Annotated in this window: 25 protein-coding genes; 15 read left to right on the top strand and 10 right to left on the bottom strand. The window is 49.2% G+C overall.

Annotation, left to right across the window (positions count from 1 at the left end):
• The first annotated feature begins 6 nt into the window (after positions 1-6).
• Positions 7-963, top strand: coding sequence for a c-type cytochrome biogenesis protein CcsB (gene ccsB, locus SIB68_RS02005; protein WP_063400386.1), 957 nt, complete (start codon positions 7-9; stop codon positions 961-963).
• Between the two features lie 86 nt (positions 964-1,049).
• On the opposite strand, the gene rpe is transcribed toward ccsB, so the two are convergent.
• Complete coding sequence (rpe, locus tag SIB68_RS02000) at positions 1,050-1,733, bottom strand: ribulose-phosphate 3-epimerase (protein ID WP_063400385.1); 684 nt, start codon at positions 1,731-1,733, stop codon at positions 1,050-1,052.
• Positions 1,734-1,945: 212 nt separating this feature from the next.
• On the opposite strand from rpe, the gene glpX reads away from it, so the two are divergent.
• The 5 genes from glpX to pgl all read left to right on the top strand — a co-directional run bounded on the left by glpX (position 1,946) and on the right by pgl (position 8,027).
• Complete coding sequence (glpX, locus tag SIB68_RS01995; RefSeq protein ID WP_063400384.1) at positions 1,946-2,950, top strand: class II fructose-bisphosphatase; 1,005 nt, start codon at positions 1,946-1,948, stop codon at positions 2,948-2,950.
• Between the two features lie 31 nt (positions 2,951-2,981).
• Positions 2,982-4,292: a glutamyl-tRNA reductase gene (locus tag SIB68_RS01990; RefSeq protein ID WP_063400383.1), complete on the top strand. Its 1,311-nt coding sequence runs from the start codon at positions 2,982-2,984 to the stop codon at positions 4,290-4,292.
• A gap of 123 nt (positions 4,293-4,415) precedes the next feature.
• Positions 4,416-5,711, top strand: a complete 1,296-nt coding sequence (locus tag SIB68_RS01985; RefSeq protein ID WP_063400382.1) for a glucose-1-phosphate adenylyltransferase — start codon at positions 4,416-4,418, stop codon at positions 5,709-5,711.
• A gap of 176 nt (positions 5,712-5,887) precedes the next feature.
• Complete coding sequence (gene gndA, locus SIB68_RS01980; protein ID WP_063400381.1) at positions 5,888-7,306, top strand: NADP-dependent phosphogluconate dehydrogenase; 1,419 nt, start codon at positions 5,888-5,890, stop codon at positions 7,304-7,306.
• Between the two features lie 10 nt (positions 7,307-7,316).
• Positions 7,317-8,027, top strand: coding sequence for a 6-phosphogluconolactonase (gene pgl / locus SIB68_RS01975; RefSeq protein ID WP_063400380.1), 711 nt, complete (start codon positions 7,317-7,319; stop codon positions 8,025-8,027).
• A 464-nt stretch (positions 8,028-8,491) separates the two neighbouring features.
• On the opposite strand, the gene SIB68_RS01970 is transcribed toward pgl, so the two are convergent.
• Complete coding sequence (locus tag SIB68_RS01970) at positions 8,492-8,716, bottom strand: hypothetical protein (RefSeq protein WP_236068960.1); 225 nt, start codon at positions 8,714-8,716, stop codon at positions 8,492-8,494.
• A 198-nt stretch (positions 8,717-8,914) separates the two neighbouring features.
• Between SIB68_RS01970 and SIB68_RS01965 the strand changes: the two genes are divergently transcribed.
• Together SIB68_RS01965 and SIB68_RS01960 are read left to right on the top strand one after the other, a co-directional pair.
• Complete coding sequence (locus tag SIB68_RS01965) at positions 8,915-9,484, top strand: CIA30 family protein (protein ID WP_063400379.1); 570 nt, start codon at positions 8,915-8,917, stop codon at positions 9,482-9,484.
• Positions 9,485-9,730: 246 nt separating this feature from the next.
• The gene (locus SIB68_RS01960; protein WP_236068958.1) at positions 9,731-10,126 is read left to right on the top strand and encodes a hypothetical protein; all 396 of its coding nucleotides are present in this window, start codon (positions 9,731-9,733) and stop codon (positions 10,124-10,126) included.
• An 11-nt stretch (positions 10,127-10,137) separates the two neighbouring features.
• On the opposite strand, the gene ilvD is transcribed toward SIB68_RS01960, so the two are convergent.
• Genes ilvD through SIB68_RS01945 form a run of 3 tightly spaced genes read right to left on the bottom strand, consistent with a single transcriptional unit; the run spans position 10,138 to position 12,784 of the window.
• Positions 10,138-11,808: a dihydroxy-acid dehydratase gene (gene ilvD / locus SIB68_RS01955; protein ID WP_063400378.1), complete on the bottom strand. Its 1,671-nt coding sequence runs from the start codon at positions 11,806-11,808 to the stop codon at positions 10,138-10,140.
• Between the two features lie 40 nt (positions 11,809-11,848).
• Positions 11,849-12,142, bottom strand: a complete 294-nt coding sequence (locus tag SIB68_RS01950) for a hypothetical protein (RefSeq protein WP_063400377.1) — start codon at positions 12,140-12,142, stop codon at positions 11,849-11,851.
• Positions 12,143-12,166: 24 nt separating this feature from the next.
• The gene (locus SIB68_RS01945) at positions 12,167-12,784 is read right to left on the bottom strand and encodes a uracil phosphoribosyltransferase (protein ID WP_063400376.1); all 618 of its coding nucleotides are present in this window, start codon (positions 12,782-12,784) and stop codon (positions 12,167-12,169) included.
• On the opposite strand from SIB68_RS01945, the gene SIB68_RS01940 reads away from it, so the two are divergent.
• Both SIB68_RS01940 and SIB68_RS01935 read left to right on the top strand, forming a co-directional pair.
• Complete coding sequence (locus SIB68_RS01940; protein ID WP_063400375.1) at positions 12,783-13,379, top strand: pentapeptide repeat-containing protein; 597 nt, start codon at positions 12,783-12,785, stop codon at positions 13,377-13,379. The genes SIB68_RS01945 and SIB68_RS01940 overlap by 2 nt on opposite strands.
• A gap of 26 nt (positions 13,380-13,405) precedes the next feature.
• Complete coding sequence (locus tag SIB68_RS01935; RefSeq protein WP_063400680.1) at positions 13,406-14,521, top strand: GTP-binding protein; 1,116 nt, start codon at positions 13,406-13,408, stop codon at positions 14,519-14,521.
• Positions 14,522-14,563: 42 nt separating this feature from the next.
• Here SIB68_RS01935 and SIB68_RS01930 read toward each other — a convergent pair whose 3' ends face one another.
• Genes SIB68_RS01930 through SIB68_RS01920 form a run of 3 tightly spaced genes read right to left on the bottom strand, consistent with a single transcriptional unit; the run spans position 14,564 to position 17,531 of the window.
• Positions 14,564-15,472: a glycine betaine ABC transporter substrate-binding protein gene (locus tag SIB68_RS01930; RefSeq protein WP_063400374.1), complete on the bottom strand. Its 909-nt coding sequence runs from the start codon at positions 15,470-15,472 to the stop codon at positions 14,564-14,566.
• Positions 15,469-16,383, bottom strand: coding sequence for an ABC transporter permease (locus SIB68_RS01925; RefSeq protein WP_063400373.1), 915 nt, complete (start codon positions 16,381-16,383; stop codon positions 15,469-15,471). The genes SIB68_RS01930 and SIB68_RS01925 overlap by 4 nt, the downstream gene beginning before the upstream one ends.
• Complete coding sequence (locus SIB68_RS01920) at positions 16,380-17,531, bottom strand: quaternary amine ABC transporter ATP-binding protein (protein ID WP_196757122.1); 1,152 nt, start codon at positions 17,529-17,531, stop codon at positions 16,380-16,382. The genes SIB68_RS01925 and SIB68_RS01920 overlap by 4 nt, the downstream gene beginning before the upstream one ends.
• 324 nt (positions 17,532-17,855) lie before the next feature.
• Here SIB68_RS01920 and SIB68_RS01915 point away from each other — a divergent pair, with 324 nt between their 5' ends.
• The 5 genes from SIB68_RS01915 to SIB68_RS01895 all read left to right on the top strand — a co-directional run bounded on the left by SIB68_RS01915 (position 17,856) and on the right by SIB68_RS01895 (position 22,759).
• On the top strand, positions 17,856-18,698 hold the full coding sequence (locus SIB68_RS01915) for a class I SAM-dependent methyltransferase (protein WP_063400372.1): 843 nt from the start codon (positions 17,856-17,858) through the stop codon (positions 18,696-18,698).
• Between the two features lie 44 nt (positions 18,699-18,742).
• Positions 18,743-19,570, top strand: a complete 828-nt coding sequence (locus SIB68_RS01910) for a methyltransferase domain-containing protein (RefSeq protein ID WP_063400371.1) — start codon at positions 18,743-18,745, stop codon at positions 19,568-19,570.
• 423 nt (positions 19,571-19,993) lie between these two features.
• Positions 19,994-20,428: a hypothetical protein gene (locus SIB68_RS01905; RefSeq protein WP_413682013.1), complete on the top strand. Its 435-nt coding sequence runs from the start codon at positions 19,994-19,996 to the stop codon at positions 20,426-20,428.
• A gap of 626 nt (positions 20,429-21,054) precedes the next feature.
• Complete coding sequence (locus SIB68_RS01900; RefSeq protein WP_328586785.1) at positions 21,055-21,450, top strand: MAPEG family protein; 396 nt, start codon at positions 21,055-21,057, stop codon at positions 21,448-21,450.
• A 598-nt stretch (positions 21,451-22,048) separates the two neighbouring features.
• The gene (locus SIB68_RS01895) at positions 22,049-22,759 is read left to right on the top strand and encodes an SDR family NAD(P)-dependent oxidoreductase (RefSeq protein ID WP_063400369.1); all 711 of its coding nucleotides are present in this window, start codon (positions 22,049-22,051) and stop codon (positions 22,757-22,759) included.
• A gap of 409 nt (positions 22,760-23,168) precedes the next feature.
• Here the strand turns inward: SIB68_RS01895 and SIB68_RS01890 are convergent, their stop codons facing one another.
• Positions 23,169-23,681 (bottom strand): hypothetical protein, encoded by a 513-nt coding sequence (locus tag SIB68_RS01890; RefSeq protein WP_063400677.1) that lies wholly within the window; start codon positions 23,679-23,681, stop codon positions 23,169-23,171.
• A gap of 534 nt (positions 23,682-24,215) precedes the next feature.
• Positions 24,216-24,995 (bottom strand): SIMPL domain-containing protein, encoded by a 780-nt coding sequence (locus SIB68_RS01885; protein ID WP_063400368.1) that lies wholly within the window; start codon positions 24,993-24,995, stop codon positions 24,216-24,218.
• Positions 24,996-25,562: the final 567 nt, after the last annotated feature.

Genomic DNA, 25,562 nt, shown 5'->3' with positions numbered 1-25,562 from the left:
GACCAGGTGTTTGGAGTGACGTTGGCTGAGCTTTCCGCCTCGCTAGGGGATCCTGTTTTGGCTCTTGGCTTGGCTGCATTTGCCCTACTTCTGTTGGCCATACCAATCTCTTTTTGGATGGTTTCAGGAAGTAGCAATTCTGCTGTTGTGACACTTCTGGTGGCTCTTGCCAATTTGGTTCTTACCGCTCAATTGGTTTTGCGGTGGTGGCAGTCGGGTCATTTCCCGATCAGCAACCTTTATGAATCCCTCTGTTTTCTGGCCTGGGCTTGCACACTTGCGCAGCTATTGGTGGAACGTTCCTTGTCTTCCCCGATTGTTTCAGCTGCTGCTACACCAATGGCTTTGCTTTGTGTGGCTTTTGCCAGCTTTGCATTACCAGAAACTCTTCAGGAGGCCTCTCCTCTAGTACCGGCTCTTCGCTCCAGTTGGCTTGTGATGCACGTGAGCGTGATTATGTGCAGTTACGCTGCCCTGCTTGTTGGTTCTTTCTTATCAATGGCGGTTCTGTTTACTGATCGCCAGCAAACTTTGGAGCTACGCAGCAGTTCAATTGGAACAGGTGGCTTTCGTCAGGCCAAGCTAGCCACATCTGCTATGGATCAGAATGATGGCCTGCGCCTGAGTTCAATCAACTTGAGCCGCACTGAACAGTTGGACAGCCTTAGTTATCGCACGATTACTGTTGGCTTTTTGTTGCTCACGCTTGGGTTGATCAGTGGTGCCGTTTGGGCCAATGAGGCCTGGGGGAGCTGGTGGAGTTGGGATCCAAAGGAAACTTGGGCTCTAATTTGTTGGATGGTTTACGCAGCCTATCTGCATACACGTTTCAGCCGTGGCTGGAGCGGGCGACGTCCGGCTTTAGTCGCCGTGGCAGGCATAGTTGTGATCGTTGTTTGTTATATCGGTGTGAATCTGTTAGGGATTGGTTTGCACAGCTACGGCTGGTTCTTTGAAGCCTAATCTTCTGATGTTGATCTGTACTTTTTAACAACAAATCCCCACAAGACTAATAGGCAATAGATGCAGTTATTGCTGCATCTTTTACTTCAGACCAGAACACCTTCAGGACGTTTGCTATTACGGATACCTCGGATAGCTTGGGCGTAGTCGGGCTGATTGAACACGCCAGACCCGCTCACAATCGCATTAGCGCCAGCTTCGATCACTTTCCAGGCATTGTCGGCCTTGATCCCTCCATCGACTTCGATCCAGGGATCGAGACCCTGTTCGTCGCAAATGCGACGCAGGTCGCGGATCTTTTGCACTTGATTGTCGATGAAGCTTTGCCCACCGAAGCCTGGGTTAACGCTCATGATCAGTACTAGATCGCATAGCTCCAGGCAGTACTCAAGGGTGTCCAGAGGTGTGCTTGGGTTGAGTACTGCGCCTGCTTTCTTGCCGAGATCCTTGATTTGCGCAAGGTTGCGGTGAAGGTGTGGGCAGGCTTCAACCTGCACATAGATGTGATCTGCCCCAGCTTTTGCGAAATCTCCTACATACCTTTCTGGTTCCACGATCATCAGGTGGACATCTAAGGGCTTACTGGTCACAGGCCTTAGTGCTTCAACGATCAGAGGACCAATCGTGATATTTGGCACGAATCGGCCGTCCATGACATCCACATGAATCCAGTCTGCGCCGGCTTGATCTACAGCCTGCACGTCTTCTCCTAGGCGGGAGAAATCGGCAGAGAGGATCGAAGGGGCGATTACCAGGGGCTTCGTGCTCATCGATCGGGGTTGGGGAGTGGGCGATTCTAGGAATCGGCTGTATGGGCATTCTCGTTGTTGCCTGCACTGATACAGTGAGCAGCGCTTTAGAGCCGAGAACCCCTGCGGCATCGGGTCCTTTCACATGATCAGCGTATAACGCTGACCAGTGAATTCAGTCCAGCCCTGCTCGTTTCTTTGGTCGTCACACCCATCCCCACCGCCGCATACCAGTGGATCGCACTCTTATTCAGGAAATTCTCGAGGTCGTTGAGCAAGCGGCTATTGCGTCGGCACATCTGACTGGTCTTGGCAAGAAAGACGAAGCCGATGCAGCAGCTGTGGAAGCCATGCGCAAGCGGATGGGACAAATCCAAATGCAGGGTCGCATCGTCATCGGCGAGGGGGAACGCGACGAAGCCCCGATGCTTTATATCGGCGAAGAGGTTGGCAGCGGCAGCGGCCCAGGCGTTGACTTTGCTGTCGATCCCTGCGAAGGCACCAATCTTTGCGCCAACAACCAGCGAGGTTCGATGGCTGTACTGGCCGCCTCTGATCGCGGTGGCCTTTTCAATGCTCCTGACTTTTACATGAAAAAGTTGGCGGCCCCCCCGTCAGCGAAAGGCAAGGTGGACATTCGCAAATCTGCCACCGAGAACATCAACATCCTGAGCCAGTGTCTTGGGCTTGCCGTGAGTGAACTCACGATTGTCGTGATGGATCGAGCTCGTCACAAAGGCCTTATCTCTGAGATACGTTCCACTGGTGCACGTGTTCAACCCATCTCAGATGGGGATGTTCAAGCCGCCATTGCCTGTGGTTTTGCCGGCACCGGCACCCACTGTCTAATGGGCATCGGTGCTGCTCCTGAGGGTGTGATTTCAGCTGCCGCAATGCGTGCTCTCGGTGGTCATTTTCAGGGCCAACTGGTGTATGACCCCGCCATTGCTCAAACCAGTGAGTGGGCCGATTACACCAAGGAAGGCAACATTGCCCGCCTCAATGAGATGGGCATTACTGATGTTGACAAGATCTATGAAGCCGAAGAACTGGCTTCCGGCAACAATGTTGTTTTTGCGGGTAGTGGGATCACTGATGGACTGTTGTTCCATGGAGTTAAGTTCGAGCCTGACTGCACCCGCACTAGCAGCTTGGTGATCAGCACTCTTGACAACACAGCTCGGTTTACCAATACCGTGCATATAAAGGATGGAGCTAAGAGCATCGCTCTGAGCTAACCATCCAAGACAAGATCTAAGGGACGTCTCCATGCACATTGCCGTCGTCGGCTTAAGTCATCGCACGGCGCCGGTGGAAATCCGTGAAAAGCTCAGCATCCCTGAGCAAACAATGGAGACCTCCCTGCAAACTCTTCGCGGCAACGATCAAGTCCTTGAAGTTTCGATCCTTAGCACCTGCAATCGGCTTGAGATTTACACCTTGGTTCGTCACCCTGAACGAGGCATCTCAGCAATCAGTGATTTTCTAGGCCAACATTCTGGTTTGGCAAGGGAAGATCTTTCCCCCCATCTGTTCAACTTTCATCACGATGAAGCAGTAGCCCACTTGATGAGGGTGGCTGCGGGACTGGACAGTCTGGTTTTAGGAGAAGGGCAGATCCTTTCCCAAGTGAAAAAGATGGTGCGATTGGGGCAGGAGCACAAATCCATGGGCCCGATTCTTAACCGTCTACTCACTCAAGCAGTGAGTACTGGCAAACGAGTTCGCAGTGAAACCAATCTGGGTACGGGGGCTGTCTCAATTAGTTCTGCGGCTGTGGAGTTAGCCCAACTGAAACTTGGCCAGGCGCAAGGGGAAGATCAGTTGATGACTCTGGAGTCTGAGTTGGTCGCAGTGGTGGGTGCGGGCCGGATGAGCCGACTACTGCTTCAACATCTTCAGGCGAAAGGTTGTTCTGGGGTGATGTTGCTAAACCGCACGCGGCAACGAGCTGAGGATCTATCGGCTGATTTCCCTGAGCTCCCCGTTGAGTGTCGACCCCTTGATGATTTGAACCATTGTCTAAGTACCTGTTCACTGGTTTTTACCAGTACGGCTGCTGACGATCCGATTGTTGATGCATCTCTGCTCAAGCAGCTCAAGCGCCGCAGTCTTCTTCGTCTGATTGACATCGGCGTGCCGCGAAACATCGCCTCAGATGTTGTCGATGTACCCGGTGTTGAGTCCCATGATGTGGATGATTTGCATGAGGTGGTGTCTCGTAATCAGGAGGCCCGCCAACAGATGGCCAAAGAAGCAGAGGTTGTGCTCCAGGAAGAGACGCGTCTGTTTTTAGAGTGGTGGGACAGTCTGGAAGCTGTGCCAACCATTAATCGCTTGAGGGCGACCCTTGAGGCTATTCGTGCAGAGGAATTACAAAAAGCGCTCAGTCGTATGGGGCCTGATTTCTCTGCTCGTGAGCGCAAAGTAGTTGAGGCTTTAAGCAAAGGAATCATTAACAAAATTCTCCATACCCCAGTCACTCAGCTACGGGCTCCTCAGGCTCGTCCAGAGCGGCAACAGGCTTTGCGTGTGGTGGCGAGTTTGTTTGAGTTAGATCCACCACTAGAGGATGGGTAGTTCTATGACAAATGCTAGTTGCGTCTTGATTTGCAGAAGTCTTGTTGGATCTTCGCAGCAGACAGCTTTAGATGGCCAACCGTCCAGTAAGTTTGCTGCGCAACGCCGATTTGCGGGGGCGGCATGAAGCGTGTTTTGGCCATCATTCTCGGGGGAGGAGCTGGAACGCGCCTCTACCCCCTCACCAAGATGCGGGCCAAGCCGGCCGTACCTCTTGCAGGCAAATATCGTCTGATTGACATCCCAATCAGTAACTGCATTAACTCCAGCATCAACAAGATGTATGTGTTGACGCAGTTCAACAGCGCTTCTCTGAATCGGCACCTTGGACAGAGCTACAACCTCAGTGCTGCCTTTGGTCAAGGTTTTGTAGAAGTTCTTGCCGCACAGCAGACCCCAGAAAGCCCTTCATGGTTTGAGGGGACTGCTGATGCAGTTCGTAAATATCAGTGGTTGTTTCAGGAATGGGATGTTGATGAATATCTGATCCTCTCTGGTGATCAGCTCTACCGTATGGATTACAGCCTTTTTGTGGAGCACCATCGTCGCTCAGGTTCTGATCTCACAGTGGCGGCTCTTCCCGTTGATGCAGAACAGGCTGAGGGATTTGGTCTCATGCGAACGGATAGCGATGGCAACATCCAAGAGTTCCGTGAAAAGCCCAAGGGTGAATCCCTCAAGGCCATGGCCGTCGATACCTCTCGATTTGGCTTGTCAGCTGAGTCAGCAAGGAACAAGCCCTATCTCGCCTCAATGGGCATCTATGTGTTCAGTCGCGCCACTCTCTTCGATTTGCTGCATAAGAACCCTTCTCACAAGGATTTCGGCAAGGAGGTGATTCCTGAGGCCCTAGCTCGAGGTGACCGGCTGCAAAGCTATGTGTTCGATGAGTACTGGGAAGACATCGGCACGATAGGAGCTTTTTATGAGGCAAATTTGGCTCTGACCCAGCAGCCCAATCCACCTTTCAGTTTCTATGACGAGAAGTTCCCGATCTATACAAGACCCCGTTATCTACCGCCAACCAAACTGGTCGATGCGCAAATCACGGAATCAATTATTGGAGAGGGATCCATCCTCAAATCCTGCAGTATTCATCATTGCGTCCTTGGTGTGCGAAGCCGAGTTGAGAGCGATGTGGTCTTGCAAGATTCCCTGGTGATGGGCTCTGATTTCTATGAATCATCCGAGGAACGCACTCTTCTAAGGCAAGGAGGAGGCATCCCACTCGGCGTTGGCCAAGGCACCACCGTGAAGGGTGCGATCCTCGACAAGAACACACGCATCGGCAACAACGTCACGATCGTCAACAAGGATCATGTTGAGGAAGCCGATCGTGCTGATGAGGGCTTCTACATCCGCAATGGGATCGTGGTAGTGGTCAAAAATGCCACCATTTCTGATGGCACCGTAATTTGATGCAGCCCGAGGCTGAATCAACACAAGATCCAAGAAGTTTTTTGGGAAATTTTGGTGATGATCTCTACGGTTTCTTATCTACAACGAGGATGGTTCAACCCTGACATAGCTGTACAGATCACAGCAGATTGGAGATGCGGTGGTCACACTAACGCCAGTTGATCGTTTCACTGGCGATGTCCAAGGCACATTTCGGTTTAATCGGTCTTGGCGTGATGGGCGAAAACCTTGTGCTCAATGCAGAGCGCAATGGTTTTTCTAGTGTCGTTTACAACCGCACCTACGCCAAAACAGAGGAGTTCCTCAAAGGGCGTGGAGCTGACAAAGCCATTCAGGGTGCCAAAGACCTTCAAGATTTCGTCGACAAGCTCGAACGACCCCGTCGAATTCTGATGATGATCAAGGCAGGTTCGGCTATTGATGCCGTTATTGAGCAGATCTCCCCTTATCTGCAGGAGGGTGATCTACTGATCGATGGTGGAAATTCCGAATTTCGTGATACCGAGCGACGTGTCGCCGAGTTAGAGAGCAAAAGCTTTGGATATATCGGGATGGGTGTCTCCGGTGGGGCTAAGGGTGCACTTGAAGGGCCGAGCATGATGCCAGGCGGAACAAAAACCTCCTATGAGGCGATTGAGAGCCTTGTTTGCAAGATGGCTGCCCAAGTGGAGGATGGTCCCTGTGTGACCTACATCGGTCCTGGGGGTTCTGGGCATTTCGTTAAAACTGTCCACAACGGCATCGAGTACGGCATTGAGCAGATTCTTGCCGAGGCCTATGACCTGATGAAGCGTGTTGGTGGCATGACCGGTACCCAGATGGCTGATGTCTTGGCGCAATGGAATGCCACAGAAGAGCTCTCTTCTTATCTGGTTGAGATCACCGAAGTGTGTTTACGCACCAAGGATCCTGACGATGGAAGTGACCTTGTTGAGAAAATTATGGATCAGGCAGGCCAGAAGGGAACTGGTCTATGGACCGTTGTCAGTGCCTTGGAATTAGGAGCTTCAGTGCCAACCATTTACGCCTCTCTGAATGGCCGTGTGATGAGCTCAATGAAGCCTCAAAGAATTGCCGCTGAGCAGATTTTGCATGGGTCAGCGATCAAACCATTTGATCTTGGCAGTTCCGCAGATGGTATGGGGCCGCTCATGGACGCCGTCGTGTTGTCTTGCATGGCTAGTTACGCGCAGGGCATGGAGCTACTGCGTATAGCTTCTGCTGAATACAACTACAACTTGCATTTGCCCTCCATCGCGCAGATTTGGAAGGGTGGCTGCATCATCAGGTCCCGTCTGCTGAAGCGCATCCAGGATGCCTTTAATGCTGACCCTCAGCTTTCCAACTTGTTGATCGATCCTTGGTTCGCTGAGCAAGTGAACCGTCGCCTACCTGGCCTAGCAAAGGTGGTAGCCGGCGCAGCTGAAGCCGGTATCCCAGTGCCTTGCTTCAGCAGCACACTCGATTACATCAATAGCTATCGCACAGCACGCTTACCACAGAATTTGGTGCAGGCCATGCGCGATTGCTTCGGCTCACATACCTACCAGCGGGTTGACAAAGAAGGAACCTTCCATACTGAGTGGCTGGACTGAGGAGATCGCGATGACGACCTACAAAGTTGAGCGAGCGAGCGACCCTGAGGATCTGGCACGTCGAGCCGCCCAGAGGCTCGCATCTCATATTGATCTGGTACTTGATCAGCGTGATCGCGTTCAGATCGCTCTCTCGGGAGGCAGCACCCCCGCTATTGCTTATAGGTTGCTTGGTCAGGAGCGACTGCCCTGGGATCGTGTGGATGTTTTCCTGGGCGATGAGCGCTGGGTTGATGCCAGTGATGACGCCAGTAACGCCCGCATGCTTCGTGCAACGCTTCTTGCTGAAGGCCCTGGATCGCAGGCTGCGTTTCATCCCGTGCCAACGGTGGAGCTACCAGACCCTGAGGCCAGTGCCGAGGCCTACGCGAAACTCGTGCAGGAAACCTGTGCAGGTGATCCGCCGGTGTTTGATCTAATGGTTTTAGGACTTGGTGAAGATGGCCACACAGCCTCTCTTTTTCCAGGAACGGATGCCCCCGCCGTTGTTGATCGCTGGGCGACTGTCGGTAGAGGGAAGGGACTAGAGAGAATCACTCTCACCGCACCGGTGCTCAGCTCTGCACGCGAGGTGATCTTTCTTGTGAGTGGTGTAGGGAAGCAGGTTGCCCTGAAGCGCTTATTAGATTCTGCTGAATCAACTGAACGCACGCCTGCCCGCTTGGTTCAACCTCGTTCACCGATTTTGGTCTTGGCAGATGAGGCCGCCTTACTCGGATAATGATGCACTCTTGAGAAGTATTCTTGTTCATTATTGCTTATATTATCTTCCAATATCTACAAATACACATTCAGCATAAATTACAGACCAATGGCTTTACTTGCATCTAAAAACATTAAAGGCATCAAGGCCAGTATTCTTAAAGCTTTACTATAGCTTGGTTGCGACAATAATTTCTTACAGTTGTAGCTATATTAGCCAGCCTTTGGCTGGCTCAATTGATGCGTGAGCAGGTGAAATGTCCCATCTACACAGTTAGTTCAGCCCAGGGCGTTGCGCAACGAGTTCAACTAAATATTCAACTAAAATAAGCACTTAAGGCATTAATTCCATTCTTTAGAGTTATCCTAGATATTGTGATTAACCTCAGAAGAGACAATGAGTTTGGACATCATATGGACCAACATTTTAGAGATGGTGTGTTTTTTGAAGGGATCAACACCCTCGCTACCGCTTTAAAGCAATCACCAACGAATGACTAACTCTTGATCAGTTTTCCCAAATTTCTGGAGGCGCAAAGGCAGACCGACCAGCACGGCGTGAAGCCCATAAAGAACGCCGTGCTCAGCGAAAGCACGATCGCCAGTGTCCTGATGGGATGTTCTCAGGTCCAGATTGCCCTCTCGGCCCAGACAGTGAAACCGGAGAGGATAATCACGAATTCGATACACAGCCTGGATGTACACCATGGGGTCCTTGCCATTAAGAAACGTCCGTTAATCAGCTGAAGCCCGCCTTAGAGCAGGTTTTTTTAAGAAGTATTTGATACTCAGGCATTTCATCGATATCTCAATAATGCAATTCTCTCAAGGATCAATGTCTAACCTTAAAGAAATGAATGATGAACCAAGAGAGAAACTATAAGGTAAATAGATTGTTGGCAAATCATGGATCTAATGCCCGAAGCCTCTGTTCAGGTTCAACTGAACGACTTCAACTCCTGGTCTAGCTTGAACGACACAATTATGGGCGGATCCAGCCAAGCTGCCTGTCGAGTGACCTCCGAGGGCCTGATCCTAGAAGGAGAACTTGTTGAACAGGATGGAGGCTTTGTCAGTTGCCGTTCACCCCTTTTGAACCCTCCTCTTGATCTTTCCAGCTATCGAGCCTTACAGGTAGAGGTGAATGGAGACGGTCGCACCCTAAAGCTTGCACTCGGCTCTCGCAATGGGCTCTTTGGACTCACTGAGCGTTTTTATGGTGGTTTGCGATGGGTCGCTCAGTTGCCGACTAAGGCTTCTGGTACTACATCCATTGAAATCCCATTCAGCACCCTGAAACCTACGGTGCTTGCCCAGCCTTTGGCTATGCCTCTGCGCTTGATTCGCTTTGATGCATCAAGTATCAACCAAGTGCAATTATTGTATTCTAAGTTTGGTCAGCCAGGAGAACTGAACCCAGAATTCCGCCCTGGCCCAATTCGAGTTTTACTGCGCTCGATCAAAGCAATTCACTGATTCATTGCAAATTTTTTAGTATTCAAAATGGCCATATACATTCAGAGGGTTTGGTATATTTTTACCTAATCAAATGTATTATTGAATCCATTCGGGATAGATCATCAATTCAGCATAGTGATTGACTTCCTTTCAATCGTCAAATCTTGCTTAGAAATAGCCTAACATTTTTTCACCTCCTAGATTCAGCTGAAAGCCTTGACAGGCAATGAAATCCAACAGACTGCGCAAAATTGGTCGGTCCTCGTGGCCTCAGCGGCTGATGTCTGTTTAAAGCCCTGGCTTCATGCTGTTGTGCTCACCGATGTTGCTGATGTCGATAATCAGAAGCCTGGATCTACGCCTGATCTAACATCGGCTAAATCTGTTGATCTCATTGTTCGTATTGAATGCCGAAACCGAGAAGGTGACCGCCTTCCAGAGCATGACCTTGAACTTGAGATCTATCGCAGCGGCAACGATCTAAATCTGATGTTGACTTGGTGTGAACTGCCTGACCGTCCAATGCTTTGGCAAGGGCAGCATCCCGTGTGGATGGATGGCAACAGTGGCCAACGCTGTCAGCCGCCTGAGGATGGAGCACCATTGGAATCGTTTGCTCGTAGGTTGAGAGCACTGCTGGTATTGCCTGAGCAGAGCTAGTTGATCAGAGTTCAGGGCTGGTCGGTGACAGCACCCTTGCTGGAGCTACTCACCATTCGGGCGTATTTACCGAGGACTCCTGTTTGATAACGCGGCTGTGTTTTTTTCCATGCGCTGGAGCGACGCTCCAATTCATCCTTCTCGACATTGAGTTGGATCAGCAGTTGATCGGCATCGATGGTGATGCTGTCGCCTTCCTGCACAAGGCCAATCATGCCGCCTACGGCTGCTTCCGGTGCCACATGGCCCACCACCAAACCATAGGTACCTCCGCTGAAGCGTCCATCTGTGATCAGGGCCACCTTGTCGCCAAGGTCTTCACCGACGATGGCGGATGTAGGAGCAAGCATCTCTCGCATTCCAGGCCCGCCAACCGGGCCTTCGTTACGTATGACGACGACATCTCCCGCCTTCACCTTGTTGTTGAGAATAGCAGCAAGGCAGGCCTCCTCGCTTTCAAAAACCCTTGCAGGTCCCGTAAGTACAGGGGTTTTGATCCCGCTGATCTTGGCCACGCATCCTTCGCTGGCCAGATTGCCTTTAAGGATCGCAAGGTGCCCCTTGGCATAGACCGGTTTCGAGAGGGGATGAATGACGTCTTGCTCTGCTGAAGGTTCGGATGGCACATCCTTGAGCAGTTCTCTCAAGGTTTTACCTTCCACATTGCGGCAGTCTCCATGAAGTAAGCCTGCATCAAGCAACTGTTTCATCACTTGGGGAATGCCGCCAGCGTTATGCAAATCAACAGTCACATAACGACCGCTGGGTTTTAGATCACAAATCACCGGTACACGCTGGCGGATGCGCTCGAAGTCATCGATGCAAAGGTCTACGCCTGCGCTACGTGCAATCGCAAGCAGATGCAGAACTGCATTGGTGGAGCCGCCCACTGCCATGACAACGCTAATCGCGTTTTCAAATGCATTCTTGGTAAGTAGATCGCGGGGACAGATGTTTGCCTTAATGGCATCCACAAGCACTTCAGCACTACGGGCTGCGCTATTTGCTTTTTCCTCATCCTCTGCAGCCATCGTTGAGCTGTAAGGCAAACTCAATCCCAATGTTTCAATCGCGGCTGACATCGTGTTGGCTGTAAACATGCCACCGCAACTTCCTGCTCCTGGGCAAGCGTTCTTCTCGATAGCGGTGAGTTGCTCCTCATTTATCTTGCCGCTGGCATGCTGACCAACAGCTTCAAAGGCGCTGACTACAGTGAGGTCGCGGTCAGCCAATTTTCCTGGTTTGATCGTTCCGCCATAGACAAAGACACCTGGGATGTTCATTCGGGCCAGGGCGATCATCGCTCCAGGCATGTTTTTGTCACAGCCACCGATTGCTAGTACGCCGTCCATGCTTTGGGCGTTGCAGGCTGTCTCGATCGAATCAGCAATCACCTCGCGACTTACCAGGGAATATTTCATCCCTTCGGTGCCCATAGAGATGCCATCACTAACGGTGATGGTGCCGAACATCTGGGGCATTGCACCGGCCTGGCGGGCTGCTTCTTCTGAACGTCGCGCCAGGTCATTAAGACCGATGTTGCAAGGAGTGATCGTGCTGTAGCCGTTGGCTATACCGATGATTGGTTTGTTGAAATCTTCGTCGCCAAAGCCCACTGCGCGAAGCATGGCTCGGTTGGGAGAGCGTTGAGTTCCCTTTGTGATGGCGGCGGATCTGAGCATGGTGGCGACTGGGGCACTCAGTCGCCAACTTACCGAGCTCTTAGGTCCGCGCCCCTAGATCTTCAAGCTGTCTGCGCACATCTGCAATGGCGGCATTGAGTTGTTCGACTCGATGTTCCAGGTGCTGGCTGTTGTTCTGGGGATGCGAGATGGCCTCCAGGGCCTCTGATCCGTCCTGCATGCGAGGAGCGTGAAGCATGGCGCGTTGGTGGCGACTGCGTTGCCGACGCTCTGCCTCAGAAAAAAGCCACCAAGCAAGTCCTGCAGCGCCGAGTACGGCTCCGCTGATCAAGGAGGGGAGGCTGCCGGTTGCCGACTCACGATGCTGGCCCATAGATGCTGGATCAGTTTTGAAAGTCTAGGTCTTACCTGCAGTTCTGGTGTTTAGTCGCAAAACCGGATTACCAATACCTGGACTGATCTCACCATCTTCTGTGAGGTCGGGGTCAATGCAAGCGGTGTGAATCGTGAGATTGGGCATCATTTCGCCAAGTTGTTTGAGGCCTGGACTTGATGCCAGAACAGTAATCACCCTTAGCCGGCGAGCCTCGATTTCTTGTGTCTGCAGAAGCTTCAGGATGCCTAGTAAACGATCACCACTAGCAATCTGATCCACAAAAACAATCACCCCAGCATTGGTTTCGATGTTATCGGGCACCCCGCCAAGACATAGCTGTGAACTGGGCAATACTCGTCGTGCTCCTTGCCACAGATCAAGGCCCCCGGGCAACAAGGGAATGCTCAGCAATGGCACATTGGACTCGACCACCGTGCCTTCTGTTTCTGCTTGGGATGTGGTTACCATTTCACGGCGGTGGGGCAACCAATCCCGCAGGGCTTCATAGGTAAGCCAGCGACCAAGTTCCTCCAAGCCTGTGGCATAGAGGGCTGGCGGTGTTGTGGTGTTGCGCAGCAATGTGAGCCAGTGGGCGATCAGTGGATGGGGGGGGACCACTACCCTTAGGGTCATTGGCATGACGCGTGAATTGGCCGGCAATTGCCATAACGTGACTGCTCAAACTACTGGCTCATTGCAATTTTCTAGTTTCATGAAACTCTCTCCCTGTTGGTGGAACCGTTGTCGAGCAGTGTTGCTTAGTGGCCTTGTGATTCTTGTGTTGGGTTTAACAGAGTCACCTGTAATGGCAATCATCCCTCCTGAATTCAGAGGAGGCCAGGCCATTGAAGAGATCTCCAAAGACATGCACGGACGTGACCTCAAGGAGCAAAACTTTCTCAAGGCTGACCTGCGCGGCGTTGATCTCAGTGAGGCCGATCTGCGTGGTGCGGTGTTTAACAGCAGCCAGCTGCAAGAAGCTGATCTGCAAGGAGCTGATTTGGAAAATGTGGTGGCTTTTGCTAGTCGTTTCGATGGAGCCGATCTCAGGGGAGCCAACTTCACCAATGCCATGCTGATGCAGAGTCAATTTAAAGATGCCCTGATTGAAGGAGCTGATTTCAGCAATGCTGTGCTTGATCGTCGCCAGCAGAATGAGCTTTGCGCCAGAGCAGACGGCACCAATGCCGCTAGCGGGTCTCAAACTCTTGACAGCCTTGGCTGTCGTTCTTAATTCCCAACCTGCATAAACCTGCCTTGATTTCAAAGCGTCTACCAGTCACTGTTTTGACTGGTTTCCTTGGAGCTGGAAAGACCACCTTGCTACGTCATCTGCTAACTCATGGGGGGCAGCGTTTAGCGGTCATGGTCAATGAATTTGGCACGATTGGTCTTGATGGCGATTTAATCCGTAGCTGTGGCTTTTGTCCGGAGGAGGAATTGGAGGGTCGAGTCGTTGAACTCAATAACGGTTGTCTCTGCTGCACGGTGCAGGAAGACTTTTTACCCACCATGGAGACCTTGCTGAAACAGGCGAATAATTTGGATGGAATTATCGTTGAAACCAGTGGCCTTGCTCTTCCTCGCCCCCTCTTGAAAGCGCTCGACTGGCCTGCCGTTCGCACTCGAGTTTATGTGAATGGAGTGGTCACAATGGTGGATGGTGAAGCCCTCGCAGCGGGTAGCCCCGTTGGTGATCCTGCCGGGTTGGAACGGCAGCGACAGGAGGATCCAAGCCTTGATCATCTCAGTGCTGTTGAAGACTTGTTCAGTGATCAGTTGGAAGCTGCTGATTTGGTGTTGATCAGTCGAGCGGATGTTGTCTCCAATGTCGACCTCCGCAAGCTCAAAAGCGAACTTGCTGAAAAGGTACGCCTTGGCACGTCAATGATGCCCATCAGTCATGGCCAAGTTGATCCAGCTGTGGTGCTAGGCCTCAGTACGACAGAGAATAGTGACCAACAAAAGAGCTTGCCTAAACAATTTGGCGACGACCTAATCGACGATGCTTCCATTGATGTCGATCATCATGAAGATGATCATCATCATGACCACAACCATGTGGAGATGGTGAGTGGTGCGGTGCGCCTTGAAGGTTCTGTTGATCGGGCTACGGTTGAAGCACTTCTGCCTGAGTTGGCAACACGTCATCAGGTTGTACGCCTAAAAGGTCGCTTATGGCTACCGGGCAAAGCTTTACCCCTTCAGCTTCAGATGGTTGGCCCAAGGCTTAGCAGTTGGTTTGAGGCTGCTCCAGAGAACGCCTGGCATCCTGAGGAGGCGGGCGTTGATCTGGTCGTGCTTAGTTTTGAAAAGCAAGCAGCTGAAGCGATTCGCTTTGGTCTTGAAAGCTCTTTGATGTCAGATATTGTCTAAGGGAAGTCAACTTATTAAGCAGCTGAAGAGCTTAGCGGGTGATTATGGTTTGGCTTCTCTATCTTTCGGCTCTTGCATAGTGCCGTTCATCCAGTAGTCAATTTGATTCCGGTTGTTGGCTATGTAATTATTAACGGCTTCCTCTGTTGAGGTGTTCTGAGCATCCAATAGCATGACATCCAGCTGACCATCGGACAACTTGAAGCGGGTGAAAAAGGCGACCACTTTGGGATGGTCTTTGTCCAGCCCTAGGCGTGCAATGGCATGGATGCCTTCTTGGCCACCAAAGACACTCTTGGGATCCTTCAAAAAGCGGAGTTTATAGCGGGCAAACATCCAGTGAGGGGTCCAACCAGTTACCACGACCCATCGATCGTCATTGATAGCCCGATCGAGAACGGCTGTCATTGCGGCACCACTCGCTGAAATCAGTTTCAGATCCGATAGGTCATAAGCAGTTAGCGCTTGCTCAGATGCCTGCATCAGCCCTGATCCCGGGTCTATCCCTTGCACTGTGTTGTTGAAGTCGTTAGCAATTTTCGGGTCGCTCAGATCGCTAATGGAGCCAATCCGTTGTTTTGGCACATAGTCAGGGACTACCCAGCCAATGCGACCTGAGTACATCATGCCAAGATCTACAACTCGATCGCTTACTTTTTGCCAGTATTTATCGTGTGTTTTTGGCAGCCATGCCATTAACATCAGATCGAGGTTCCCGCGAGCGACAGAGTCGTACTGAATACCGATATCTGCCATAACTCGTTCGACAGGCTGCTCATAGTGGCTTTCGATTAGTTTTTCAGCCATCAGGCTTACTACGTCAGCATCAGCCCAGGCAGTCCAGCCGATGCGCAATTGATCTGGTTTGGCATTCGAACATCCCGACAACCCAGTCATCAGCACTCCAGCGATAACAAGGCTTAGATTTCGCAACTTGTTAGACATTTTCATGAGGAAGTCCAGAGGTTAATAAAGGCTTTAAAGCGCTGCGGCAATGACTTTCTCGAAAAGTTTGAGGCAGCCAGGCTTTGTGTGAGTCGATCCAGGATTACAGCCAGAATTACCACGGCAAGCCCCCCCTCGAAGCCAAGGCCTACATCAAGTTGTTGGATGCCTCTTAGCACCACATCACCTAGGCCGCCACCACCAATCATTGATGCAATCACAACCATCGATAGAGCGAGCATGATGGTTTGATTAACACCAGCCATCAAGGTTGGTAAGGCGTTTGGAAGTTGCACTTTCCAGAGCAATTGTCGTTCTGAGCAACCGAAGGCGCGCCCGGCTTCGATTAGATCAACAGGGACTTGTCGTATGCCCAGGTACGTCAGGCGTACTACGGGTGGCATCGAGAAGATCAGCGTTGCGATAGTTGATGGGACAAGCCCTGTGCCAAAAAACATCACTGCCGGAATGAGATAAACGAATGCCGGCATGGTTTGCATCAGATCCAATACTGGGCGGGTAATCGCCCAGATGTGTTGGCGACGGGCAGAAAAAATGCCGATCGGGATGCCAATGATTAGTGCCAGTAATGAGGCTGCAATAACTAGGGCCAGGGTTGAGATCATTGGCTGCCAAAGCCCCATGAACAAAACGAGGTTCAGACCAAGAAGGCTGAGAATGGCGAAGCTCAAACTCACTCGCCAAGCTGCGAGTATGGCGATCAGGGGAGCTAGCAGCCAGGGCGCTGGTACGGAGAGGATCTGTTCGATTGCTCCGGCTAACCCATTAATTGCAGAATCAATTACTAGGAAAATTGGTTGCGCATGATTGAGCAACCAGTCCACGAATCTGCTCATGCCCTCGCCGACAGGGCCGGTACTGACGGTTGCAAAAACTTGGTCGTTCACATCCATCATCTCAGGATCATCGAGCGCAAAAGTCGACGTGGACTAATCACGCCAATGAGGCGCTGATCTGATCCAATCACTGGAACTGGATAGGGGGCGTTGGCAACAGATTTCATGGCATCGCGAATGGTGGTCTCGGCGATGAGAGCTGGACCAGTTTCAGCTGGAATGATTTTGCCGTTCTTTTGAAGCACACCTTTGTAGATATTTCGATCGTCCACGATGTACGTCGGTGCTTCTATTGCTGTATCTCCTTCTATCTGCAGCTGCCGCAAATCTGATTGATTGATTAGGCGAGCGGGTGATTCGGCAACGGTATCAACCTTGATCACAGAGGCAGCATCAACATCTTGGAAGAAATGACGAACTTGCTCATTGGCGGGTTTGCAGAGCAGCTCACGTGGCGTTCCACATTGCAGAACTTTGCCTTCTTTCATTAGAGCAATGCGATCACCAAGCCTTACAGCTTCGTCTAGATCATGGGAAATAAAGACGATCGTGCGAGGTCTCTCTGCCTGAAGTTCCAGCAGTTGTTCTTGCATCTCGCGCCGAATCAGAGGATCAAGAGCAGAGAAGGCCTCATCCATGAGCAGGATTGGAGGATCAAGTGCCAGGGCTCTGGCCAGGCCAACTCTCTGTTGCATGCCGCCAGAGAGCTGTTGAGGAAGCCTGTCGAGATCCTTACCAAGACCAACACGCTCAAGTGCTTCCCTAGCCTTTTCCAGCCTTTTTTGTCGCGGAACTCCCGCAACCTCAAGGCCGAAGGCCGCATTCTCAAGTGCGGTTCGCTGGGGGAAGAGCGCAAAAGATTGGAAAACCATGGCCATTTTGTTGCTGCGAAGCTTTTGCAGTTCAGCAGCTGCCAACTGGGTGATCGGCTTGCCGTCAACGGAAACCTCACCGCCAGTTGGGAGGATTAGGCCATTGATCATGCGTAGCAGTGTGGACTTTCCTGAACCCGAAAGGCCCATCACCACAAAAATCTCGCCACTAGAGATCGACAGCGTTACATCGCGTACGGCAGCCTTAAGACCGGTTTGATTATGGAGTTGCTCCACATCCATGCTTTGACAGTGATCGTCAAGCGCACGTTCAGGATGCTCACCAAACACCTTCCAGACTTGGTCGATGCTGATCCGGGGCGTCATGTCTGACATCGACTGTATTTGCAGACTATGACTGCTTGCAGGCCGTACCAAGGCACCTATGAAGTCAAATGAATTGTCTATCTTGAATCATCGGCTGAAACCACTTATTGCCAAAGGGATTTGATGAATTTTTAGGCGTTAAGGGAACTGATGTGATGTCATTAAATTTTTGATTAACAGACATCCATAGAATCATTCGCTATGATTGCGTATGGGAATTGCATAAGCTGTAACGCAGCCTTGCTCAGACCAATGCCTTTCTAGCTGATTCGGGCCTTTCCCGACCTCAAAGACATGGCGCATCAAAAAAATCTTCGGGAAGTTTGAATCTGCATGACTTTGACTCAACATTCGCAAAAACCCTGCCAAGACGATCTGCAAAACTTTGGTGATAAACCTGAACAAGTACGTGATACAGACCATTATCAGCAGGAATATGTTGAGGATTTCACAGACAGATGGGATCGACTTATTGATTGGAAGGCGAGGTCCGAAGCTGAGGGCGATTTTTATATTCGAATCCTTCGTGAACATGGCGCACGTTCCGTGCTCGACGTTGCTACCGGAACGGGATTTCATTCGGTTAGTTTGTTGAAGGAAGGGTTTGACGTCATCAGTGCAGACGGAAGCCCTAATATGTTGGCGAGGGCCTTTCAGAATGCTCGTGATCATGGTCAGTTGTTACGCACTGCTCAGGCTGATTGGCGCTTTCTAAATAGAGATATTCATGGCGAATTTGATGCTGTTATCTGTCTGGGCAATTCCTTTACCCACCTATTTCGAGAGCATGATCGACGCAAGGCTCTAGCTGAATATTACGCAGTACTTAAGCATAATGGAATCCTGATTCTTGACCACCGAAACTATGACCGACTTCTCGATCAAGGGGTAGCGATACGTTCTGGGAGGGGAAATGTTTATTGCGGGAAGGATGTCAATGTCAGCCCTGAGCATGTTGATGAAGGGTTAGCGCGTTTTCAATATTCCTTCAGTGATGGCAGCACTTATCACTTGAATATGTTCCCCCTAAGGCAAAGCTACGTAAACCGACTTATGACCGAAGTTGGATTCCAGAAGATTACATCTTTTGGAGATTATTTACCTGGCCATCAAGACCCAGATTTTTATGTACATGTCGCTGAGAAGGAATACAAAGCAGACATTAAACAAAACTGATGCGTGATATTAAAGACTTCAGCAAAATACAATCCTAATCAATCATGAATTCATCATCATCAACTGTTGCTGCTACTTATTACGACAGCAGCGATGCAGATCGGTTTTATGCCGAGATTTGGGGAGGTGAAGACATCCATATCGGCCTATACGAGGCTACCGATCAAGGCATCGCTTCCGCGAGCGAGAGAACCGTGCAAGCACTTATGGAGCTTGCAACTCAACCTCCAGCTAAAGGTTGCGTCGTTGACCTTGGCTCTGGTTATGGCGGAGCGGCACGACGTATCGCCAAGCAATGGCAGGTCAATGTGCATGCTGTCAATATCTCTGCCGTTGAGAATATGCGCCATCGAGATCTCAACAATGCTGCTGGATTGGCCAAGCTCATCAAAGTACATGATGCATCATTCGAAGAAGTGCCATTGCCCGATGGCATAGCAGATGTGGTTTGGAGTCAAGACGCCATACTTCATTCCGGTAATCGCCTCCAGGTGATGAATGAAGTGTCAAGGCTTCTTAAGCCGGGGGGGGTATTTGTCTTAACAGATCCAATGGCATGCGACGGCATCGAAGCCAACGCCCTTCAACCGATTCTTGATCGTATCCACCTATCAGATTTGGCATCTCCTGATCGTTACCGAATCTGGGCAGAGGCTTCAGGTATGACTAGAGATGTATGGCAAGAACGCACAGAAATGCTTGTGAGGCATTACACGCGGGTTCGAGAGGAACTACGTCGACGACATCAAGAGCTTGCGAGTGTGATTAGTACGGATTATTTGAGTCGCATGGATGCAGGCCTTGGTCATTGGATTGAGGGTGGGAGTCAGGGAAGACTTTGCTGGGGCCTAATGCGTTTTACAAAGCACTAACTTAGGACTTAACACCAATTCTTCCTTTGTTTTATAGTGAATCATATCAAGAATCTATCTTGGTGATTAATCGACAGGCAAGCCGATCTTCCTCAAGTGGGATTAACTCCATCATTGACTTGCCATAAGCATCCCTTTAAATCCTCCAGATAATTAAAAACATGTGGATTCAATTATCTAGTCGGATCGGATCATTATGGGAAAGGTCGAAGCGGTCCAGGCGATGAAGCAAGCAGATCTTTTTAAGTAGCAACCTCTTTTTGAGTACCAATCTCGATTGTCGAGCTGAGAGAGTGATGTTAAATGGTTGTTGATCGTCTATGGATCCTTCTCTAGATCTAGCGATGCATTGGAAGAACTAGATTTTCCTGAATGGGACGACGAGTAATGCCATCCTCTCCACACCCTATCGATTTGGCCATTGTGGTTGTCAATGGTCTGATAGTGCCCATACAACGCTTCTTGAGGGTTATCAAGCCCTTGCTAATCATCCTTCGTCCAGCCTGGTTAGACTTACAACCTCTGCTCTTGATTCTGCACCTACTCCTGGTGTATTCGATGGCTCTGGTTATAGCACTGGCCGAATGGCTGCTTGGATTTTCATTCACAGTCGATAGCAGTAATGGTCAAAGCGTTGATTCGACAGCCAAGCAGACAGATAATTCACAATCAATGGTGCTTGGCATTCATCCATCAGAGTTAAAGACAGAAGATGCATCTCAACACGAGATCGATCGGGCTAACTATCCTGATGAAAATGAATTCACATCAAACTCTTTTCATCCAGAAAGAAAACCCTTCTTCTTAAACCTAGAAATCAAGAGAAGAGAACACACGGTACTGATTATCAGAAGTTAATTATCACCAGCTGTAAAATATGGAATCCCCTCTACGCAAGAGCGAATAGAGAAATATAACCCTTAACTAAGAGAAGAAAGTCTCTAAAGCAAGCTTCAGCTCTAGCAAGAAACGAAACTCCAGGCTTCAAACACTTAAAAGGTTAAAACTTTTAAAAGATTAAGATCAGGAGTGTCGCAAAAACCTGGTCTGGACTTCAGCCGAGCCAGTATCTTGCTGCTCTGTTGTAAAACATCTAGGACATGAGTATTCTAAAATTGATTAAATCTTATTCCAAAAATAAGCGGCTTTTCTCTTGCTCATTCATCGTTTTAGGCCCTATCGTCTTGGACCTTCGGGCCAACATTGAGTGCGTATTCTGATGATTCTCAATTACTCCTGCAGAATTAGCTTTATATGATTTCTTCAGGTCATGGCCATGAATCCTAGATATATTGAGTTGATACCAATATGAGTACGAGCTAGAAGCTAACAATCGAACTTTCAATTAAACAGCGTGGTGTCCTTCATGGAATGCTCACTGGCACAGCAATTTCGATAGGGATCATTATTTTCGGAATTTTGCTAAATCCGTTTAATTTCCATTCCAATCTTACACTCTTAGAAAAAAGTTCTGTTCTGTTTAAATCACTGATCATTCTGTTCTCTGCCTTACTTTTTCGATTGGCCGTCTTGCAAAGCATCGCTTCTTTAGCCCAGACGAGCTTGATGGAAGAGGTCTTAGAACAGATTCTGATCGAGCTATCCTCCTCCAGTCTCTTCTTCAAAATACCCTTGAGCAGTCGGTCCTAGCAGCATTCGTTTATGGCACTTGGACATTCGTTATGCCCTCAGCATGGTTGTCTGTCGTACCGCTTGCAGCATTGTCTTTTGCACTAGGGAGAGTTCTCTTCTTTGCAGGCTATCGGCGTGGTGCGGTAGGACGAGCGCTTGGTTTCACGATGGCTTTCTATCCGTCGGTTTGGATGTTGATCTGCACTGTCTGTTTTTTGCCCCTTTCTGCCGTTACTGGTTATTGTTAAGGTGAAACTGTCACTACTTTCAGCCTCGGTAAAATGAACTAGTGTGATTCCGATATGATGCTCTTGATTCTTTAGCCGATAAACATACGTAGCACTTTTATCATTTCCGATTCTGCATCGAGTTACTACATGCAAGGATCTTCTTAAGTTGAATTTCGCCATCTCGTTATTAGAGGAAAGTGAAGCTTTTGACTCAACCCTTAACTCTGGGTTCAAAGTTAAAACTCTTAGTTATTAGAATTGATTGATCTAGCCGACTCCCGGCAGCATCAAAACCTTTCAAAATCAGATCAGCTGATCACTCCCTAGTTGAGTTGGCTTTTACTCAGTATTGTTAAAGGAGAAGAGAAACTAATGAACAACCCACTTCTGCGATTCTCACGTTTTGGACTTCGGGCATTAGCCATCACCGCAAGCACGCTTGCGCTTATCGACCTGATTAAACAACAATGGTTCCCCGCGACCGCTTGCTCCGTTGCATGGGCTTTGATTGCCTGGGTAGAGCGAGATTTCATCAAAAGGTTTTCAGATTCTGCAGAGTTATGAGCATCACGAGAACTCCCAGCAATAATGTTTTTGGATTTACGACCATTCAGGAATGATGCGCACCATCTTGATCAGTGGTGCCAGTCGAGGTATCGGCCGAGCAATTGCCGAACGAATGTTGGCTGATGGCCATCGTCTTAGCCTTGGTCTTCGGGACCCTAAATGCCTAATTGGCAGCTCACTTGACCCGGCAATCGCTGGTTCTGAACAAGTGTTCCTACATCCCTATGAAGCTCAGGACGCTAACGCTGCCGAAAGCTGGGTATCGGCAAGCTTGGCTCATTTCAGTGGCTTCGATAGTTTGATTCACTGTGCAGGCGTATTTCATCGCACCCCCTTACGGTTTAATGATAACCAGCAGCATGAGATTGATCAGCTCTGGCAGGTGAATGTAATGGGCCCATGGATGCTCAGCCGCGCTGCTTGGTCTCAGCTTGAATGTCATGCTGAGGCGCGCATCATTGTGTTGGTGTCAATGAGTGGCAAGCGTTCCAAGGGCCGCTTGGCTGGCTACACCGTTAGTAAGTTTGCTCTGATGGGCCTTTGTCAGACCATGCGTAACGAAGGATGGGAGCAAGGCATCCGCGTGACAGCGATTTGTCCAGGTTGGGTCAATACCGATATGGCTGCAAGGGTTAAGTCTTTGCCCAAAGAGGCGATGACTCAACCTGATGACATCGCCTCTTTGAGCTCACATTTGCTACAGCTACCTAACAGTTGTGTACCGTTTGAACTGAGCATGAACTGCACACATGAGATCTAAACCCTTAGTAGAGTTGATGAGACTTTGTTCTTGGCAAAGGAATGACGAGTAAAACATTCCAAACCTCTTCAATAATATGGATTCTTTGCGATAAGAATCGTAGACATAAGGATAAGGACAGGAATATACTCTCGCTAATTGGCAACAATTAAAGATAACAAAGTGGGCAAACAAGACAATCTATACTTGAGTTTGACTTTTTATTATTGATACTAGTCTGCTTCTATTTAAAAATCACTCATACTGAAGAAGTGCAGGCTGTCGCGGTCTAGATATGGCGGTGAGCGAAAGATCAATGCGACTAACAAACTTTCCTTCATTGGAGATGTCTAGACAGGAGGTTCATGAGGGTGAGACTTTTGCAGAAGCCCAGAAAAATGAAAGCTTGCGTAGAAGTGCTCGTTTTGATTTAAAAAAATTGAACATCAGGCTGATCACCATTCAGAAAGCGACGTAGATTAACTCCGGCTTCCATTGATGCAACATGAAGCTCAGCTCGCTGCATTGCATCAAGACCATCCCAGAACGCGTTGAACAATTCAATAGAGGCAACACCCATGCCGACCATCCCCATGATTGAGAGTGGAAGGCTCAACCATGGGAACACCAGTAGCAATACACCCAGCAAGACACTGACTGCGGCACCCTGTTTAACGGATTCCCAGACAGTTGTGCTAATCATTTGGATTTGTACGGTGCGGCTGATCGCACCCCGCTTGCGCAATGCTTCGGTTCTTAATCCGCTCAGAAGAGTTTGGTAGATGGCATAGACGGCCATCCCGCCAAGCGTTGACTCGGCCACGATTTCGCCACCATTGATGGCTCCTCCATTGAGGTTGATATCAATCGATGTAAGGCCTGCGATCGCCGCGATCTCTAGTCCTGCTCGTGGGATGCGGAAGGGATCTCGTTCGCGGGTCATGGCCGTAGCAATAAGGTAGTTATGCTCAGCATCAGTGTAGGTAACTGATGATGCACCCAATCATCATTGGGATTGATTCATCCTGCTCAATATTGTTGTGTAATTGCATTATCTTTATCATTAAATAAAATTCTCAGAAGTTGGCTGAGGTGAAGGCTGAGGGCGATCGTTCAAGACGATTGGCAATTGGGTGGCAATGTTTGCCCTGGGTTGAATAGATTCTCTTTTCAACTCTAGATCATTAGAAAGAAACATTGCGAATGGTGCTCATATTTACTAGCTAGTACTAGATCATTTAGCAAGCATGCAATCAAATTCTTGACAATCCCTATCCTGATCATGCAATGTACGGTTTCGGCTAAGAGATTATAGAACTTTAACAAGACTATTCATTTCGAATCAGGCTATCAATAAAAAAGAATAGCAAATCACAAGCAATGCATTAACATACTCCATGAAATTAGTCATTTTAGTATAATCAGCAATCGTATTAGCAATAAGATAAAACCGCAACTCTATAGACTTATTCAGTCTTCATTCAACCCGAAAGGTTACCCCCATAACCGCAGTGATGTCTTTTTTGATTGTGCTGGTGTCGTATGATCCATAACTACTCATTTGTGTAGAGTTAGGCACTGTTATCTGGAATGTGCCGGTATCGGCGTTGGTAATTGCGCCAATACTCGAGCCTGCTTCCTGGGCAATAGCCTTTGCACGTTCCCGTGCATCACGAGTAGCTTTTGCGAGCATGTCAACTCGCTTGGCTGCAAGCTTTGTAAAAGTGTAGGAGGGGCGATTAATTGAAAGAGGTACCCCTTCACCAATTAGGGCACTGATCTTTCCTGAAATCATGTGGATTTTTTTAACATCCCAACTTCCGATCAGAACAGCTTGAGTTGTTGTCCAAGTTGTTGATAGAAGTTCTCCCGTTTTTGGGTTGCGAACTTGATCTTTATTAGACCTAACAGTTCCTAATTCTATCTCATCAGGCTTGACCCCATTAGCTTTTAGAAAGACAATCGTTTTTTCTAACGACGGTTTTAGCAGCTGATAGGAAGTCTGCTGGTTGTAACCAGTTTGTTTAACATTTACAGACCAATCGACATAGTCGCTCGTAATCCGCTCCGTACTGGCTCCAGTGACAGTAATTGTGTCATTACTACTGCGAATTCCCTTCACTAAGATTGAAGATGCCGCGACGATGCCACACACGAAAACAGCCGTTGCAAAGACCAGTGGTGGAGTACGTCGCAGCAGCTGCCAAGTATTATCAGTACACTTGCTTAGCAAGCTTCGACTTTGCGGTGAGGTCATAACTGGCTGACTCTATTAAGGAATCCTAGTGATTTTCGTGCCAATGGCTAGTCAATTTTCTGTTAAATTAACCTTGTTAGACTTGCACGAGAATGTTGATAGTCACAATAATCTGATTCGCTTGTTGATATTTTTCTTTCTGTAATCCCATCCACTCCAACTCCCCTCTTCTTTCTTTTGAAATTTGATGCATGAAAAGCGACCGTTAGATGTTTCATTCCATTTTATGGGTTCACAGTTCAGTACTCATTCTTTATTGGTTTGTTCAATTTATTTATACGTTACTATGGTTATGACTCTTAATATTTAGACTTTTAGCAATCCCAAAACTTGAAAATAAATACGTAGCTCAGGGGAATATTGAATACTGATCAGGATGATCGATACATTCGGCACGTTCGCGTGGTGCCTTGATTACAGCTTCTTCTCCAAGCAGATGCGAAGTTAGCCATGGACGGCGTCCAATCCCCTGGGTCCGGAAACCAAGGGGATTTTTTATTGTGATTCTCAGTTTTTCTCGTCTCATTTAGGAGAGGTCCTCATTCGAACTGAGCTGAATGCCGGCCC

Origin of the sequence: Prochlorococcus sp. MIT 1323 (assembly GCF_047304905.1) — a bacterium.
GTDB lineage: Bacteria > Cyanobacteriota > Cyanobacteriia > PCC-6307 > Cyanobiaceae > Prochlorococcus > Prochlorococcus marinus_D.
Note: the sequence above shows the minus strand (reverse complement) of the source record. Positions and strands in the feature narration are given on the sequence as shown.